The 16,718-nt window shown below is 55.7% G+C and carries 17 protein-coding genes; 2 read left to right on the top strand and 15 right to left on the bottom strand.

Annotation, left to right across the window (positions count from 1 at the left end; all coding sequences use genetic code 11):
• Positions 1-304: 304 nt before the first annotated feature.
• Both AC2FI8_RS21285 and AC2FI8_RS21280 read right to left on the bottom strand, forming a co-directional pair.
• Entirely contained in the window at positions 305-1,783 is a 1,479-nt protein-coding gene (locus AC2FI8_RS21285) for a DUF1254 domain-containing protein (RefSeq protein WP_496780892.1), read from the bottom strand.
• A 20-nt stretch (positions 1,784-1,803) separates the two neighbouring features.
• Positions 1,804-3,234: a DUF1214 domain-containing protein gene (locus AC2FI8_RS21280; RefSeq protein WP_496780891.1), complete on the bottom strand. Its 1,431-nt coding sequence runs from the start codon at positions 3,232-3,234 to the stop codon at positions 1,804-1,806.
• Between the two features lie 123 nt (positions 3,235-3,357).
• Here AC2FI8_RS21280 and AC2FI8_RS21275 point away from each other — a divergent pair, with 123 nt between their 5' ends.
• Positions 3,358-4,350 carry an AraC family transcriptional regulator gene (locus tag AC2FI8_RS21275; RefSeq protein WP_496780890.1) on the top strand — a complete coding sequence of 331 codons (993 nt, stop codon included), beginning with the start codon at positions 3,358-3,360 and terminating at the stop codon, positions 4,348-4,350.
• A gap of 388 nt (positions 4,351-4,738) precedes the next feature.
• On the opposite strand, the gene AC2FI8_RS21270 is transcribed toward AC2FI8_RS21275, so the two are convergent.
• The 8 genes from AC2FI8_RS21270 to AC2FI8_RS21235 form a co-directional block, all read right to left on the bottom strand.
• Positions 4,739-5,776, bottom strand: coding sequence for a hypothetical protein (locus AC2FI8_RS21270; protein ID WP_496780889.1), 1,038 nt, complete (start codon positions 5,774-5,776; stop codon positions 4,739-4,741).
• 87 nt (positions 5,777-5,863) lie between these two features.
• Positions 5,864-7,693 (bottom strand): relaxase/mobilization nuclease domain-containing protein, encoded by a 1,830-nt coding sequence (locus tag AC2FI8_RS21265; RefSeq protein ID WP_496780888.1) that lies wholly within the window; start codon positions 7,691-7,693, stop codon positions 5,864-5,866.
• A complete protein-coding gene (locus AC2FI8_RS21260; protein ID WP_496780887.1) occupies positions 7,690-8,115 on the bottom strand; it encodes a ribbon-helix-helix protein, CopG family in 426 nt (141 codons plus the stop codon). The genes AC2FI8_RS21265 and AC2FI8_RS21260 overlap by 4 nt, the downstream gene beginning before the upstream one ends.
• Before the next feature lie 489 nt (positions 8,116-8,604).
• Positions 8,605-8,805, bottom strand: a complete 201-nt coding sequence (locus tag AC2FI8_RS21255; protein WP_496780886.1) for a hypothetical protein — start codon at positions 8,803-8,805, stop codon at positions 8,605-8,607.
• Positions 8,806-9,222: 417 nt separating this feature from the next.
• Positions 9,223-9,825, bottom strand: a complete 603-nt coding sequence (locus tag AC2FI8_RS21250) for a class I SAM-dependent DNA methyltransferase (RefSeq protein WP_496780885.1) — start codon at positions 9,823-9,825, stop codon at positions 9,223-9,225.
• Positions 9,826-10,072: 247 nt separating this feature from the next.
• The gene (locus AC2FI8_RS21245) at positions 10,073-10,294 is read right to left on the bottom strand and encodes a hypothetical protein (RefSeq protein ID WP_496780884.1); all 222 of its coding nucleotides are present in this window, start codon (positions 10,292-10,294) and stop codon (positions 10,073-10,075) included.
• A 75-nt stretch (positions 10,295-10,369) separates the two neighbouring features.
• A complete protein-coding gene (locus tag AC2FI8_RS21240) occupies positions 10,370-11,074 on the bottom strand; it encodes a DUF899 domain-containing protein (RefSeq protein WP_496780883.1) in 705 nt (234 codons plus the stop codon).
• A 14-nt stretch (positions 11,075-11,088) separates the two neighbouring features.
• Complete coding sequence (locus tag AC2FI8_RS21235) at positions 11,089-11,793, bottom strand: glutathione S-transferase family protein (RefSeq protein WP_496780882.1); 705 nt, start codon at positions 11,791-11,793, stop codon at positions 11,089-11,091.
• 91 nt (positions 11,794-11,884) lie between these two features.
• On the opposite strand from AC2FI8_RS21235, the gene AC2FI8_RS21230 reads away from it, so the two are divergent.
• Positions 11,885-12,265 carry a winged helix-turn-helix transcriptional regulator gene (locus AC2FI8_RS21230; RefSeq protein WP_496780881.1) on the top strand — a complete coding sequence of 127 codons (381 nt, stop codon included), beginning with the start codon at positions 11,885-11,887 and terminating at the stop codon, positions 12,263-12,265.
• Positions 12,266-12,389: 124 nt separating this feature from the next.
• Here AC2FI8_RS21230 and AC2FI8_RS21225 read toward each other — a convergent pair whose 3' ends face one another.
• The 5 genes from AC2FI8_RS21225 to AC2FI8_RS21205 form a co-directional block, all read right to left on the bottom strand.
• Entirely contained in the window at positions 12,390-12,959 is a 570-nt protein-coding gene (locus AC2FI8_RS21225) for a DJ-1/PfpI family protein (protein WP_496780880.1), read from the bottom strand.
• Between the two features lie 493 nt (positions 12,960-13,452).
• A complete protein-coding gene (locus tag AC2FI8_RS21220; protein WP_496780879.1) occupies positions 13,453-13,995 on the bottom strand; it encodes a hypothetical protein in 543 nt (180 codons plus the stop codon).
• Positions 13,996-14,070: 75 nt separating this feature from the next.
• A complete protein-coding gene (locus tag AC2FI8_RS21215; RefSeq protein ID WP_496780878.1) occupies positions 14,071-14,493 on the bottom strand; it encodes a type II toxin-antitoxin system VapC family toxin in 423 nt (140 codons plus the stop codon).
• A complete protein-coding gene (locus tag AC2FI8_RS21210; RefSeq protein WP_496780877.1) occupies positions 14,490-14,723 on the bottom strand; it encodes a FitA-like ribbon-helix-helix domain-containing protein in 234 nt (77 codons plus the stop codon). Before AC2FI8_RS21210 ends, AC2FI8_RS21215 begins: the two co-directional genes overlap by 4 nt.
• A gap of 125 nt (positions 14,724-14,848) precedes the next feature.
• On the bottom strand, positions 14,849-16,714 hold the full coding sequence (locus AC2FI8_RS21205; protein WP_496780876.1) for a ParB/RepB/Spo0J family partition protein: 1,866 nt from the start codon (positions 16,712-16,714) through the stop codon (positions 14,849-14,851).
• Positions 16,715-16,718 lie beyond the last annotated feature (4 nt).

Genomic DNA, 16,718 nt, shown 5'->3' with positions numbered 1-16,718 from the left:
AGGCGCGACATGTGGCTCGGGATAATCATGGCGCCGACATAGCTTGCTCAAACCGGGCGAACAACTTGGCAATACCCCGCAGAGAGATTGAGACCACCAGTTTAGCACTTGTCTTATCGGGTGATACGGGCGGCTGGCGGCCCTTCGCTCTTGTTCAGTCGAAAGTCTCGTGTTCCGGATTTTCGGCGACCGCGCCATGTGAATTGAACCACCACCGGATGATCGATCAGGCGACGTGGAGGAGCCCACGTCGCCCTTGGTTGTTCAGAAATGACCGCAAAGGCCGCTGATCGTCACTGTCCGGTCATTCCACCAGCTCGAAATCGTTCATCTTCCATGATTGATCGAAGAACGGCTCCAACGGTCCGTAGAGACGCACGATTGCTGTCCAGCCTTTGTCTGGATCTGTTTCGACCCAATTTGACGCCATCCCTTCCGGCGCTTCTGGTCCGAAATAGAGATCGACGGTGCCATCCTCGTTCTGGGCAAGATCATCATAGCTGCTGAGTGCAGGAAACTCCTGCGAAGTTGCCATCATCGAACGATTGGCGCTGTCATATACCACGACGGACCAGAAATCCTTCGCAGGAACATCAGCTGGAACGGTCAGCTTGTATGTCTTCGCACCGTCGAGCGGAACACCTTCGCCATCGGTATGGGTACACAAATATTGCGACCCGATACCCACATTTTTGCTCGCCATGGCCGGTGTCACGCCTGTCGCATACGCTGCAAAAAAGGCCTGAGCGTCGTAGTCGAGGTATCCGTTCGGGTCAAAGGTATAGACGCCGCCGACAAACGGGTTCCACCATTTGCGATCCTCGTAGATGTATTTGTTGTCGCCAACATAGTTCCACATGTTCGCCCGCAACAAAGCCGCCCCGGCCTTTGCCGCCGGTTCGAGGATGGCTTTCTCCTCTGGCGTCGGAGCAAACGGCTTGCCGAACTCGATACCGACGGATGCGAGCAGGAACTTCTGTGCGCCTTCCAGCGCATCGGGATGCTCTTCTTCAACGAGGTGCCCGATCTCTTCCAACAGGTGGTAGTTCTCGGAATGCACTGTCAGGATATCCTGACCGGAGCCATTGATGAGTTCTGTCGGCTCCGGATTGTCAGCCTGAGAGAGCGGGTAGATCTTCAGATTCTCGTAGAGCGCGTTGGCCGCATCCGTCTTGCCGTCGACTAGGAAGGCCCTGAGTGCCATCCAGACGCCGTATGTTTTTGACTCGAAGGTGAAGTAACCCTCGGGCACATCACCCTCATACCCCGGCGGAAGGACAAGGAACTTTCCGCCTTCGCCCTTGTCTGGTCCGGCATTTCCAACATCGCCGACATATCGCATCCACATATCATTGAAGAAGCCGAGCATTCCTGCCGGCGCCTCGACAACGGTGGGACCATCTGCCTTGAGATCAAGAAAGGTCATCGCATAGACGGTCGTGTTGTTGGCCGTCAGAAACTCGGACTTGGCGTCCATCAGATCCTTGAACACGATAACTTGGTTGGGTTTGCCGGTGCCGAAATCGGCAAAGCCCTTGCGCATGGCATAAAGCGATGCGCCAAAGACGTTCTGTTGGATCACCTCCATCACCCGATAGGTCGTCCGGATCTGGAAGAGACTTTCGGTGGTCTCGGCCGTCGGGAAGCCTTTTTCAAAGACGAAATCGCCGATGATCGTGTTGAACTCTTCGTTCTCAAGGAACCGACCATCGCCGCCTTCCGCGAGAACCGTACCGGCGTTAAAGGCAAGTGCCGCGCAACTGGCAAGAAGCGTGCGTTTCATCGTTTTCTCCTGTTCGGTTGTCAGTTTGCTTTTTCGACGTCGGGCAACTGCCATCCGCTCTCGATCCATCCTTCGGCGGGACCATAGAGCCGGAACAGCAGGAAGAAATCCTCGCCCGTCGGAATCCAGTTGCTTTCGAGCCCGTCCGGGGCCGTTGGTGCGAAATAGACGTCGACCGAGCCGTCGTCATTGACCTGCATGTCCGGCAGGTCTGGCGTGGCCAACCCGACGCGTTCATTGCCAGTCACGAAGCCCTTGGTTTTCATGCTGTAGACGATCACCGACCAGAAATCCTCGGCCGGCGTATCGGCGGGGACATTGAGCTTGTAGCTGTCCTGCCCGTTAAGCATATCTCCGTCGCTGTCGGTCAGGCCTGTAAGGTAGAAAGTCCCGCCACCCAGTTTCTTGGGAAGGTAGGTGATCCACGAATAGGACCCGCCGGCACGGTCGTCGATCAGGACCATGTCCTCGGTCACATAGGGAAAACCCGCTTCGGGCTGGCCTTCTGCGAATGCCCAGATGCCCCACTGGCGGTCTTCCCAGAGCGGAACGACAGAGCGCGTGATGAAATGCTCCTGCATGGTGTCATAGGCACATTGCAGACCTTCCAGCATTGCGGACTGCATTTCCTCGTCCGGCTCGAACGCCTCGCCGCGCACCATGCCCAGAGAGGCGAGCATCGCCATTATGACCTTGTCCTGTTCCAGAACCGGTTCGCGCTGGATGACGGTGTTCATGTCCTCAAAGAAGGTCATGTCATAGACCGGCAAGGTGTTGATAGGGTTCTCTTTCACGTCGACGAACTCGGTCGGCGACGGGTTGTATGCCTCGGAGAATGGATAAACTTGAAGCGTCTGAGCGTAGGCCGCCTGATCCTCGCTTGTTCCGCCATCCTTTGCGACGGGGCGGAATGCGAAATGAACGCCATATGTGTTGGAGCGATAGACGTAGTAGCCGTCTTGCGGGAGATCTCCTTCGTATCCCGGTGGCACGATCAGGTATTTTCCCCCCGCGCCGGCATCATCGCCGGACGTTCCAACATCGGCCAGTGGAACCTGCCAGGCGTTCGTGATCGTTCCAAAGAATGCCGCCTTTTCTCCGGCAGGCGGAACATCGATGACAACGGGTTCATCCACCGCGTATCCACCGCCAAATACATACGGTGTCACGTCATTGGCCGTCAGGAAGCCGTGCCGGCTGTCCATCGGTTCGCTCATATAAGCGATCACGCCATTGTCAGCCCCCGCATCGCGCTGGATCGCCAACTCGATATCGTAAACGCCAACGGCAGGCATCGCCCAGATCGCAGCCTCGCAGGAGCGCCGGACAACGGTATCGCGGGCGATGTCAGACATCTCCGCCACAACAGGCCCAGCCAGAAATGAAAGTGCAACGCCTGCATACAGCCCACGAGCAGCCTGCCTGGTTGCCATATTTGTACTTATGGTCATCTGCGTCTCGCCTCCCGCCAATATCCTAATTGAGAGCATAGGTTGGCATATCGCTGCGAGATCGGCGTATCATTTCACGACAGAATCACGATCAAGTAAACCTGTATGCCAGCAGACCCTCCCATGATCTCCGCCAAGGCGCTTGGTGCGATGCCGCAATTCACGCTTGAAACCTGCGGGCATAAACCGCTTGAACGAGCGTTGAAGCGATCCGGTTTGCCCCATCGTTTCATCGAAAGTCGCGATGGCTACATCCCGCAACACTCCCTCGCGACGTTCATTCAAGAGGTCGGGCGTTCCACCGGGGAAGAGAATATCGGCCTGCTCTGGGCACCGCATCTCACCGTCGCGGATTACGGGGCATGGGGGGACTACGTGCTGTCCTCGCCAAACCTCGGAGCGGCTCTCGTGCGAACGGCAAAGGCGATCTCGTATCACTCGAGTGCGGATCTGATCGAGTTTCAAACACACAGCGCCCGTGCATGGTATGGATATCGCTTCAGACTGCGATCACATAGTGCGTATTCCGACGTCGCTTTTTCGGCAGTAGGCGTCTTTCTCAGCGTCTTCCGGCACTACCTTGGACCAGCGTGGTCTCCGGAGCGGCTGATGATCGATACTTCAAAACCGTCCTCAGGAGATCGCGCCGAGGAAGTCTTCGGGTGCCCGGTCCATTGGGATCAACCTGCATTGGGAGTTGTCTTTTCCAGCAAACTTTTGCGGACGACCGCGACCGTGGCCAAACCGAAAGCGACTATCGAGGACATTGCTCGAGAGAGAGCTGGTGGCCCGCCCATGACTTTGCCCCACAAGGTCGCTGCCATGGTGCGACTGCAGATCTATGAGGGTTCGGTGTCCATCGAAAGAACCGCAGAATGCATGGGTATCGGGGTCCGAACTTTGCAGCGAGGATTGATGCTGGATGGGGTTCGGTTCAGGGACATCGTGAACAACTCTCGGATTGAGCGTGCCAAAGAACTTCTGCGTCACGGCGATGTGTCGGTTGCAGCCGTCGCATTGGATCTTGGTTATTCGAGCCCAAACAACTTCAGTCGGGCCTTTAACGCTCAAACAGGCTTTTCGCCCAGCCAGTTTGCGGCTTCGGACCCACGCTAGGTCGCTTGGCCTCGGAAGTCGAGTTTGAGTCAACGCTACTAAGTCGAGACTTTTGGGACCTCGCAACAAGCTTAGGAGCTGCCGTTCGCAGCGACGAACCAAAAGGCCAGATCTGGGTCGGTCAGGTAGGTGCAGGAACCTTAGGCAAATGTCTGGAAGGGTTCGCATTGTGGTTCATACTCGTGGAACCGCGAGGTCGGCTTTGCGCAGGTTACCGTTGTTTGGGGCATTCGCTCGAAGGACCGCACAGTCCGCGTCTTACCGGTTCAGGCAAGGTGCCGCGAAGGGTCGGTTTTCAACACATCCCGTTCGGAAACTTCAATTCCACCCTGTTTTGCACGGAGCCTGAATCTGGCCCAGCTGCATCAAAATACTTTCTACGTAGCCCTTACATGCTGTGTCCCTCATCCTCATGAATGTGGGTGGCCTGTTCGCGGGCATGAGCAATCTCCTGCACCACGGCGACAATCTTGCTGGACGAAACCTGGTGCAGCTCACCAACAACGGCCTCGGCGCGTTGGTAGCTGTCCGGAACGCCTTGGCTGTTGAAGTGGGCAGCAGCGGTGGAAATGTCCGCGTCTTTCCAAGTCGCCGTTGTGCCGACTGAAACGCTGTCATGATCGTTGTAGCGGGCCAGGAAGGTGTTTCCTTCGAGACCGAAGCTGTTGGCGGTTGCAAAAATGTCATCACGCACAGCCAGCCATTTTTCGGCCTCGGACGGGTCCAGATTGTCCAGCTCGGCCGCATTCATGGACATGGTGTAATTGTCATCGGCAACAGTATACGCCTGCAGATCGGTGTCGTATGGGCGCAGTTCGGCAACATCGCCCTTCAGCTCTCCGATCTGGACGTCCATTTTGGCGCGCAAATGCGGATCTTCGACCTCTCGGGCAAGAGCCTCCATGTTCTCGATGGAGTTCACGATGTCTTTGGTTTGTTCTTCGTAGGTCTCGAAACCGGCCTGCCCCAGAGCGGATTGCATATACTGCACATAGCGATCACCGGGCATCTGGTAGTCATCCGAACCCTTAAAATCCTTGTCACCACTCAGATCCGCGAGCGACGAATAATATGGATGGTACAGATCGTATTCCTGCGCGTCGGTCATATGACGGGAAACCAAAGCCTGCATATCGCCCTGGTCAACTGGTTCCCCTGACCTCTCGGCAGCTTCCAGTTCGATCTTCAGGTCTTCTACCAGATCTTGTTGTGCTGTGTGTTCGTCAACGCGGCGGTTGGCCTGGTCCTCGATGTCAGCCAGTCGGCCACCAATGGCGGCATTGTCATACCCCATACTCCGATGCTCTTTCGTGATGATGTCGATCTGCTCTGAAACGCGATCTTCTCGGGGCGCGGATTGGTCGAACTTGGCATAGGGTGCAAAGTGTCCGACTTCGTTCAAAAGGTAGTCTGTACGCGAAACCATAGTTTTTCCTTTACGAGTTGATGGATAACTCTGTGATGGGTCTGCAGATGGCGTTGGCGCGCGCATCAGGCAGACCGGGCGAAGCCCTTATAAGCTGTGTCCGTCATCGTCGCCGCGCCCCTGCAAGAGCGGGTGCGTTGCGTGGGCGTGAACCTCTGAGAGTTCTTCTGAGATTGCGATGATCTTGGTAGAGGCTATTTGGTGCAGCTCGTCAACAACGGCCTCAGCGCGGTCATGGCTGTCCGACATTCCTTGCGCCTGGAAATGGGCCGCAGCCGTCGAAATGTCGTCACTGCGCCATGCCATTGTTGTGCCCAATGTGACGTTGTGGTGGTCTCCAAACCGGGCAATGAACGCCTCGCCATCCAAGCCGTAGCTGGTGGCGGTCTCTGTCACGTCCTTGCGGATCTCGGACCACTCGGCGGCTTGCGGGTAATCCAACACGTCCATTTCGGCGATATCTATCAGGGTCGAGTAACGCCGGTCCTCCATGATGAAAGCTTGCAGGTCAGGATCGTTGGGCCGCATATTCGCGACGTCACCTTTCAGCTCGCCTATCTGAATATCCATTGAGACGCGCAGGTGTGGATCTTCGACCTCGCGCGCCAGCCCTTCCATTTTTTCGATGGAATGCAGGATATCAGCGGACTTCTTCGACCAATTGTCACTGGCATCCTCGCCCAGCGTATCGCGCATGTAGGCGTCATAGCGCACTGCTGGCGGCGCGTAGTTTTCGGACGATTGATAGTCTTTATGATCGACAATATCAGCCATCGCCGAGAGGGTTCCGCCGCTCTGCTCGATGTGTTGGTGAGCATCAATATGCTGGATCACGCGGGCCTTCAGATCCGGGCTGATTGCTTCCTCATCGCCGCCCAAATCGACATGCTGGCGCAACTCGCGCATCAACTCAGGCGACTTGTATTCGGGGTCTCCCGGCTCACCGTAATCATCAAAATGATGGGCTTGATCCAGTAGATGTTCCAGTCTCGAACCCATAGGTTCCTCACTTTCCACGAGTTGGATGGCAAACTCTTCGATCTTTTCGCTGATGGCGTTGGCGCGCTCATCAAACAGATCCGACATTCTTGCGATGGATAAAGTCATCACATCCGCAGCCCTATCGCGGGCCCTTAATTCGACGTCCGGGGTGCTTTCAACAAGTGACAGTCCGGCCTGTACTTTCCACGTGTCGGTCTCAACTTCCTGCCGCAAACCGCGCTCAAGGCGGGTCGTCGCGGTCAGCTCAATTCCGTATCCTTCAGCAACCTCAACCTGGATACCGCGCTGAACGTCGATGTTCATGTCGCTGCTCATTCCCATAGCAAGCCACTGACCATGCTCGACGCCCCGGTTGTTCACAACGATGTGGACATGGGGGTTGTCAGTGTCGTTGTGGAACACGGTCAGATAGTCCCAGGTATCGCCAAAATCACCGCTTCCAAAAAGACGATCTGCAAACTCCAACCCGGCCTCATGAGCGGCGTCCGGATAGGTGCCTTCGGGAAAAGAAACGATCATGTGGCGGGTGTAACCAAAGTTCGTTTTTCCGTTGAAATCCTCCGCCCAGGTCTCGATCAAATCACTGACCTGATCCGCATCGAGCGGGGTCACGCCATTGTCTCGGATGTCCAATAGACCCTCTGCTCGATGGGTCAGATAGTTGATCTGGCGGCGCAGCTCATGCGCGTTTTTTACCCCACCCTTGCGGACGTGTTTCACAACCGCCTCGGGCTTTCCAACCACAGCACCAAGCCGCGCCTTGATGGATGAGGCCCGCGAGATCATGAACTTCATACGCTTGGCGGTCTGCAGCTGTTGGGTGATGCGCTTAGAACGATCGACACCCTTCTGAGCCTCACGGAAGGCAAGCTCCAGGAAGTCCCCTGCTGTCAGATCGCGGGTCGCGGCGTTCATTCTTCAGGTATCCAATCGTCGTCGCGCAAGATCCGGCGAATGGCGGATCCAGGTTCACGGTTTCGGCGGGCGGCAGTGATCATCGCCTTCAGGTCTTGCCGGTGCTGGATGATCGCACGATGGAGATTTTCGACATCGCGCCGGTCGTCATCCGTCCAGATCACCGTCCCGCGTTTGGCCGATTTGGCGAGCTGGTTGAGGTTGGTGTATCCCCCCTGAACCTGCCGCAAGTGCTTCTGCCAGAGATCCACAACAGCGGGGTCAGGATCGAGATAACCGATCAACCGATAGATCAGACGCTGGATGATCTGGTTGCGGCTCTTGGCGCCAAGCGCACCCACGGCCTCCTCCAGACGCGCCAGCGCATCCACTGGCAGTCGAACGGAAAAGACGGTGGTGTCAGGGGTTCTGCTCTCGCTCAAAACGCACTCAGTTGAATATCAATCTTTGGTTGTATTTGTGATTTGTAACACAACTACCTTATCCTGTCATACTCTCCAAGAGTAAACCGGGGGTGATTTTGGAAATCTGTATTTTCTCAAATTGCCCGCGGAACAGTTTTGCTCTTGGAGTCAATTTCCACGCCGGGAAAAGGGTTCCGCCCCTTTTCCAGCCAGCAGGCGTGGGTGCCGGTGGACCGGCGCAGGGCAATCACGCAAAGCGGGAGCTGCCCGGACAGCGCCCGTCACATTCCGGCACGTTCAAGGTCAGTATGGCATTTTCCGCGCGCCTCAGCGCGCTCAATGTCCCGCCGCATGTGCGGTGGGTGTGGCAGGGTCTGAGAGCTGTCGCGTTGCGGCAGGTCGGCACCCCTGCCCGGTCATTGGACCGCGCGCCACCTGTGGCGCATATGTGGTCCGGCCTGCGGCCGGAGCAGAAGAAAGGGCGGCTTGCGCCGCCCTGCCCTCTCGTCATTCGGAGACGGAATCGTTGTCGTCCCGCTTCGGGAAAGCCACCATTTCGACGCCGGGGAACATGCAGTGCTTGACCTGGATCGAGGTGATGGTGCCGGTCTCATCGGTGTTGACGAAGAGCACCCCGCAACGGTCCCAGAATGTCTTGCCTTCTTTTTCACCGGTCTTGACGTTCAGTTTCAGAGTTTGAGTTGCCATTGTTTGATCCTCGCTTTGGCGTGTTTCGATGAACATGGGAAAAGCGGGTATCAAGGGGATGTCAGCAGGTAATTTGATCCGCGCGGAATGCGCCGCAGGCGCAGGGGAAATTAACAGTTGAAGCGCGGCGCCCGTGCCGGGCGCCGCGCGTCTTCTCCGACTGCCCGCTTAGGTTCATTACTTCAGAAACACACATGGGCGGGGATCTTCGTCGGCAACGGGATTGAAACTTTCAAGCTAGATGAAGGGCAAGGTTTTGTGGGGCCGCTGACAGGGCTCATCTGGACAAAGCGATTTGGGTGTTGGGGACAATGCCACCTCGATCCGATACAGGCGCAGAGCTTTGACCTGAGAGATGGAGACCTTTCTGAATCGGTAAGCGGCAACAAGGATTGTTCACTCATCAAAGCTCAACAATCATTCCGTATTGCGAACCCCCGCGCCAATCAGGACAGGCATTGTCTGCGCATCGGATTTGAATTCGAATACCCGCTCAACGCGAATGGAGCCAAGCCGTGCCGCCTCAAGCGCGGACCTCAATTGATGCGGCGTCAATCCAAAGCCTTCATCACCTGATGCTTGCCAATCCCACTGCACGAACTGCCCACCCTTGTTGAGCAAACCAGCCAATACTGCCACGGCTCGGCTGTAATCCGGAAGAAAGGCGCAAACGGACGAGGCGCAGATCAAATCGAAACCTGAAAACCCGGCTTCTAGCTCCTGAACATCTCCCGTCAGAATATCTCCGTGAACGGGCCTGACATTGGGCAGGTTCTTTGCCTGCAAAACCGCGATCATTTTCTCCGACGTATCGACCGCGACAACTTCCTTCACATCCGGTGCAATTTTCTCCGCCAGCAATCCGGTGCCACATCCAAAGTCGAGAACGCGCTTTGATCGCCAATTCTCTCTGCAAAGATCCAGGTGCTCGTCGAGCGAGGCGAAAGCGCGACTCGCATAGCTTCTGACGTCGCTATTGTCGTCCCAACCATCGGCATAGTCGTTCCAGTCGTCAGTCATGTTGCTTGTGTTTCCTTATGGAATTGCGTCGGCTCCGACACATGTGCGCGGAGGTAGATGGGCCGATGGGAACGCTCGACATTGGCGGGGTTGGCGACAACAGTCAATATGAGTTCGAAGCGGCATTTGAGGGAAATATAGCAGCCTTAGGAAACCTCTGTTCACGGTTTTGCAAACAAGAAAGGAGCCCGCCGAGGCGGGCCAGTCAGTCAAACCTTGCGGGTTTTCTGGAGGAATTGAGAATAGGCTAGCGTTTGCGCGCGCGATCAAAAACACCGTCAGCGGTGATCGTGGCAATGCGATCCTCGGTGCGCCGGGTCATCTCAACCCCGTCACCCGTCATGTGAGACTCGGCATGTGCGGTGAGTTTGAAAATGCTGCCATCGGCGTCAACATGGGTTTCGTCATCGGCAGACCGGCGCTTTACTGAGCCGTCATATCCAATGACGATGGTGGTGCCGTCAGCCATTCGGATGAGCCTCCCCAACAGGCGAGGACCACCAGCAACACGACCCCTCGGGCCGGGGCGCCGTTTCGCCGCCTTTCAATAACTGTCATGATGCTTGACCCAACTCATCGGATTGCCCTCGGATGGTTCGGCCCGGCCTTTTGGCGTCATATCGATATAGGCATAGGCGGCGTTGGTTATATCCAGGCCACGCCCATAGGTCGAATACGTATGGTAGATCACGCCCGCCTCATCCCTGGCGAATACACTAGTGCCGTGCATTTCATCCATGAACGCACTTTCGATTTCCTTGAAATTATACATTAAAGGTCGATCATCTGGCCGTTCTGGGCCAAACCCCACATCGAAATCCGAATTGAAGCTTGTGGGGGCCGACGACACCCAGTCAAATCCCCAACCCATACGTTGCTTGAATGGAGCAATCTTGGACATGGGCGCACTCGAGATTGCGACAAAGCCAATATCACGTTCCGCCAGATGCGGTGCCAGTCCGTTGAAGCTATCTGCCCAGTAGGAACAGCTGACACAGCCTGAGGCCCATTCCGGTCCGAACATGAAGTGATATACGATCAGCTGGCTTTTGCCCCCGAACAAATCGGCAAAGGACAGCGCACCTTCGGGCCCGTCAAAAACGTAGTCCTTCTCGACGCGCACCCAAGGCAGGGACTGCCTTTCCCGTGTTAGGATATCCTTGGCGCGGGTATGCGCTTTTTCCTGTTCCAGAAGCTGAAGGCGCGCCTCCATCCATTCTTCGCGAGAAACGATGTTTGGGTGTGTCATGGTTTTTCCTCTGATCAGGCGCATATCACTGCGGGTTTAGGTGTTTCATTCCAATGGGCGGGCATCGTTGCCGCGACGCGTGGCTCGTCGCTCAAACGCGACTTCCAATCGGCAACATGCGGGTAGAGATCAGGCGGATAGCCAAAGCCGACCGAGGCCATCAGATCATTTTTGGTTTCCACTGCACGCTGCATCAGCCGGATTTCCGGATATGCCACCGCGTCCGCCGCACTTGGCGCATCACCACAGAGATATGGCCGACCATCCGAAAGGATGTTTTCCAAAAAACGACACTCTGCATGTGCCAGGTCGGCGGCGGCCTGAAAACCGATCTGCTCTTCAGATCCTTCAGCGAGCAGGGTTCCATCGCTGGAAAACGCCTGCGTCAACAGTTGGCGGCTCGCTTCGCGCAGGTAGTCGCAACATTCCATTGTGAGCTGCCAGATCTGTGCCGCCTCGCGACTGGTTGCCCCGAAAAGTGGGGCTTGGGGATAGGCACGGTCAAGCCAGGCAAGAATGGCAATGGAATCTCGCAAAGTGCCTTCCTCTGTCTCCAGCACCGGAACGGTGGCGCGGGGATTAAGGGCCAAAAATTCTGGCTTATGATGATCCCGAGCCGCAACGCTCATCAGGACGGTATTTGCATCCAACCCCTTGAAGGCCAGACCCAACTGAACCCGCCAGCCGCGTGGCGCTCCGCTGAAATTGTGAAGTTTCATAATCCAAGCTCCATCTGTCTGCTGTTAAACAGAAGTTAGCCGAACAGTATTTTTTCACAAGAAGGCAGAATTTTGATATATAGCACTAGAAATGATACTATTGGATGAAAGCAGCACCATGCCACCTGATGGAATTCCGGCACAAGTGCCCGAGCAAGCTATTGAAGACGCACCGCTTTGCCCCATGCCCGACATTGCGCAGCTGATCGGCGGCAAGTGGAAACTGATCGTTCTGCAGATTTTGATATTTCGCGGGACTAAGCGTTTCAATGAACTGCGAAAGATGATTGATGGAGTGACACAGACAATGTTGACCAACCAGCTCCGGGCCCTGGAAAAAGATGGGCTGGTCAGTCGCAAAGTCTATGCCGAGGTTCCCCCGCGTGTTGAGTATTCTGCGACACCACGTGCAATTGCGCTGACCGAAATGTTCCACGCAATGCACAAGTGGTGGGAAGACGGGCAAACATAGATCCATCTGAACTTTACCCTCTCGACCAGTGGCTGATCCGCGCTCGTACCCTAGCGGCGGGACTCATTCATGAACGCTCAGATCATTGTTGTGATTTACCTTAAGATTTCCCAGAGATCCGCGATCAATTGTGCTCCGCCGTGATCAACTCGTTAAACTGAGATAGGGACTCTTGTGGAACGCCCGCTGCTTCAAAGATCGCAGCGGCAAAGCTCACAGGCGCTGTTCCGGGAGCGGTAATAACCCGACCCGACGAAACCGCTGATGTACTCTGAACGTAGTTTGATACTCCATCATACCCATCGGCGTTCTTAATCAGAAAGTCTCCATCATTCGAAGTGTGAGATTCTGTGTTCAATAATCCAGATCTGGCCAGCGCTAGTGTGCCACCGCAAATTCCACCAATGGGGATGCCTTTTTCAGCTTGAGTCACAAGCAGATCTGAGATGTCCGGCGTAGCATTGGTTTCCCATACAGTTCCACCAATGACGGCCACCACATCTGGTGCCCAATTGGTTAACTCTTCTATTCCATTGGGTACAATGACCGTTAATCCACCCATCGAGCTTAGTTGCCCCGGTGTCGGAGAAAAATACATGACATCGATCCCATAAAAGGATCTGCCGATTCCGCCAATCAGCGCGTACTCCCAATCTGCGAAATCATTTGTAAGTACCAGCGCAACTTTTGCCATTTGGTCGTACCTCCCTAGAGATTGAAATCGGGACATATAGAGAACAAAACTGCTGTACAAGGCCAGTCGGCATTGAAAATCCCAGCGTCGAAATGAATGAACTGCGTAACCAGGAAGCAGGGCAAAGCAACAACCATTGAAGCCGAAACTAGCCAGGGTCGCACCGGTCGCCGTGGCGGCCGTCCAAGCGAAGCGCAAGTCGCGTAGCCTCTTGGGGGCACAGTCCCCCCAAGGGGCAAGGGACACCAGAGGCCCCGACAACCAATCTGACCCCCGTCAATTTGTAATTTGTAGGAAAAACAACGGCCTACATTTAACATCCCTACACTCGCGCGGATTTCGATCTCGGAAGCACCGCGAGGAGGGCGAAGTCAGCGTAGTGAGTGGCGTTTTGAGGGGGTGGCTTCGCCCGAACCAAAAGTCCGTAAGAAAAGACCCGCCAAAGCGGGCCAGTTGTTCTCACCACGAGGAAAATCAGAAATACAATCAGAGGTTAACGTTTACGCGCGCGATCAACAACACCGTCAGCGGTGATCGTGGCAATGCGATCCTCGGTGCGTCGGGTCATCTCAACCCCATCACCGGTCATATGAGATTCGGCATGTGCGGTGAGTTTGAAAATACTGCCATCAGCGTCAACATGGGTTTCGTCATCAGCAGACCGGCGCTTTACCGAGCCGTCATATCCAATGACGATTGTGGTGCCATCCGCCATTCGAACGTGGACCGTATCGTCATCCACCGCCACGCCCTGCCACCACATGTCAGCGTCGCGCCGCACCACGATACGGTTCGGATGCATTTTGATCTCGACGTCCTGAGCGGTCTTTGGATCAGCGGCTTTCACAACCACGATGGCCTCTTGCGTGCCGGGGTCGTCATGAATGCCCGCGCTGCCATTTTTCGGCGGCCAAAGCTTGGCCTGATCGCGCTGCTTTCCGTTCTGGTCCTTATGAAACCCGACATACATCTGCGCAGATTTCCACACGCGACGGGCGGCATTTTCAACCTTTGTTACGGCGTTTGTATTTGTCATTTCTGCCAGTCCTCGAATTACAGGTTCTCAACCCGGTGAATCTCTTTTCCCGGGTTGATCATGTTGGAGAGCCCATTAGTCGGTTGGGTGATCCCAGGGGTTCAAAACACTGACCCCTAAAAACTGAAACGGTTTCACGTCGCGTGTCGCCACCGAAAACCCATGTGTTTTGGCAATCGCCGCAATCTGGGCATCAGCCAGCTTGACGTCATAGGCTTTCGCTTCTGCCTGCATGGTTGCAAGGGCCTCCGCTGCCGCTCTGTCAAATGGCAAAATCCGGTTTCCGCAAAGGCGGCCAAGTGTGAAGTCAAACCCCTTCCAAAGCGCGGCCTTCCGCTGGCCTTCAGGCAATAATTCAATTCCGTAGCGAACCTCAAAGATGGTGATCGTCGTGGTGTGGAATTGCGCGCTATGCAGCGCATTCAGCCATGATATCACCGCCTTGGAAGGGTTTTCCTTCATAGGATCGGAAAGAACATTTGTGTCTAGAATGATCACCCGAAATCCGCCGGTTCTGCTGTGTCGTCACTGCGCTTAATCTCGGGCAGAAACGCATTTAATCCCTGCACGTATTCAACAATCACATCGCCAACCTTCTCAGCGGGACGCGACGCCTCATCGAGAAGTTGCCGCGCGGCTTCCTCGGTGCTGATACCACGCTCTGCCGCGACAAATCTCACGCGGCTATGAACGTCATCAGATAGGTTTCTGACTGTCAGATTTGCCATTTCATCCTCCATATCTGTTAGTGATAGCATATCTGTTATATGATAGCACTGCAAGCATATTGCAATATTGCTATCACAATTGTACTTGTCTGGAACAGGGCGCGAAGCGCCCTGTCCTGTTGGTTTCAGAAGCACTCAGGAACCCAAGCATCGACGCGGGCCTTCTGGTCGGCGGTCACGCCCAAAGCCGTTTGATGCTCCGGGTCATTGAACAGCTTGTGCATGGCCTCGTTCTTCTCACCCTTCTTGGACTTCGAGAATGCCCGGTACATGTCGGTGTCCGTGTGCAGGTCCAAAAGGTCTTTGTAGAGGTCATCCAGCTGCCAGCCTTTCAAGCGTTTGAAGCAGTTCTCAGCTGACGGGGTCCAGATTTCACGGATATCTGCTCCAATCTCAGCCTCGATTTCTGCCATGAACTCCGGGCGCTGGGACAGGAACCGCCGGGCCAGAAAGGCCGTGATCTCTCCATTGCGGGTCTTCTTGCCCATTTCGCGAAACGCTTTGAACGCATCCACACTGCCCTTTGCGGCCATGTCGTGGAACTGGTCATAAGCTGCCTCTGCTGCCGCGTCCCGCTCTCCGCCAAGACGCGGATCGAGAGTGAACTGGTCGTCGATCTCGGGCGTATTCCGCTCGGCACCACCATAGCCAAACCCAAACAGGCTGGTGGTGTGACCGGATGCCGGGGTTGCATAAAAGGCAAACAGGCTCAGCACGAAGTCAGGCTTTTCCAGCAAGGCCGTTTGAACCGCTGCCAGCCGGATTGCCACCATGTCGTCGATGAATTTCTGCGAATAGGCCGGTTTTGGGGCCACTTTGACCTCTGGCTCTTTGACCGGGGCTAGAACACCGGCCTCAATGGCGGCCTGCACATGTTCCGCCGCAACATAAGCGGATGATGTTTTGATGTCGCCATTGTTGCCGACATAGAGGAACACGCCGGACAGCTTGCGCTGATCGTCAGAATAGAACGGTGCGGCATAGTCCTCGAGCGCTGCAAGCTCCTTCTCACCATCCACGTCCAGAGCCTCAGCCTCAGAGAGTTTGGCAAGTTCGTCATACCGTTCGGCCTGTTCTTCGCTGAGTTCCCGGCTCTCCATGTCCAGACGGTGCATGCCTTTGGTTCCCAAGAACCCATAAGGAATGTAGCTTTCATCATGGGTATCCACCCAGTCCCAGCCTTCCGCTTCGCGTAACTTTGCCGCTTCCGCCACCAGTTTCTCGGCAAACAGACGATCCAGTATTTCGCCTTCATTGAACAGGGTTTCATTGGCAAAGAGATCTGCGGTGACCGTGCCACCGGCTTCGACATAGGACTCCTGCCCGACAAACACGGCTTTGCGGTTGGTGCTACAAACAGCATGGGACGTCAGGGCCTGTTTGACATCATGCTCGCTGAACCACCGGCAGTCTTTGGCCCGTTCCAGAACCTCCAGAATTTTCTCTTCCTCGGTGCTGACGGTCATAGCCTTGGCCAGACCCATGCTGATCTCACCGGCTTTGAGCGCGTCCAGTACTGCAACGGGCAGATCAGCCAACGCGAGGCGGCGGCGCACATGGGCTTCGGTCACGCCAAAGGCGTTGCTGATCTTGGCGACCGACAAGGATTTCTCGGCCATCTTGCCATAGGCGCGGACCTCGTCCACGGGGTCCAGTTCCTCGCGGGCGGTGTTCTCGGCGTTGGCCCATTGTTCGGCCACAAACGGATTGTCGGTGATTTTGACCGGCACCTGTGCCAGATCGGCGCGTTCCGCCACAGCGATGTTGAGGGCGCGGAGACGGCGACCACCTGCGACGATGCCCACTTTCCCGTCACTGTCGCGCAACCCACTCAGGTTCTGGATCAAGCCACAGGTGACCAGACTGTCGGCCAGCAGGGCAATGCCTTCCTCACCAACATCCTGACGCGGGTTGATGTCAGACAGGTACAGATCGGACAGGGCAACAGTTTCGATGGTTTCCGGTGCGGTGAATGTTTCAAGTTTGCTCATGGGG

It is taken from the genome of Ruegeria sp. CDSB029 (assembly GCF_059611125.1).
Note: the sequence above shows the minus strand (reverse complement) of the source record. Positions and strands in the feature narration are given on the sequence as shown.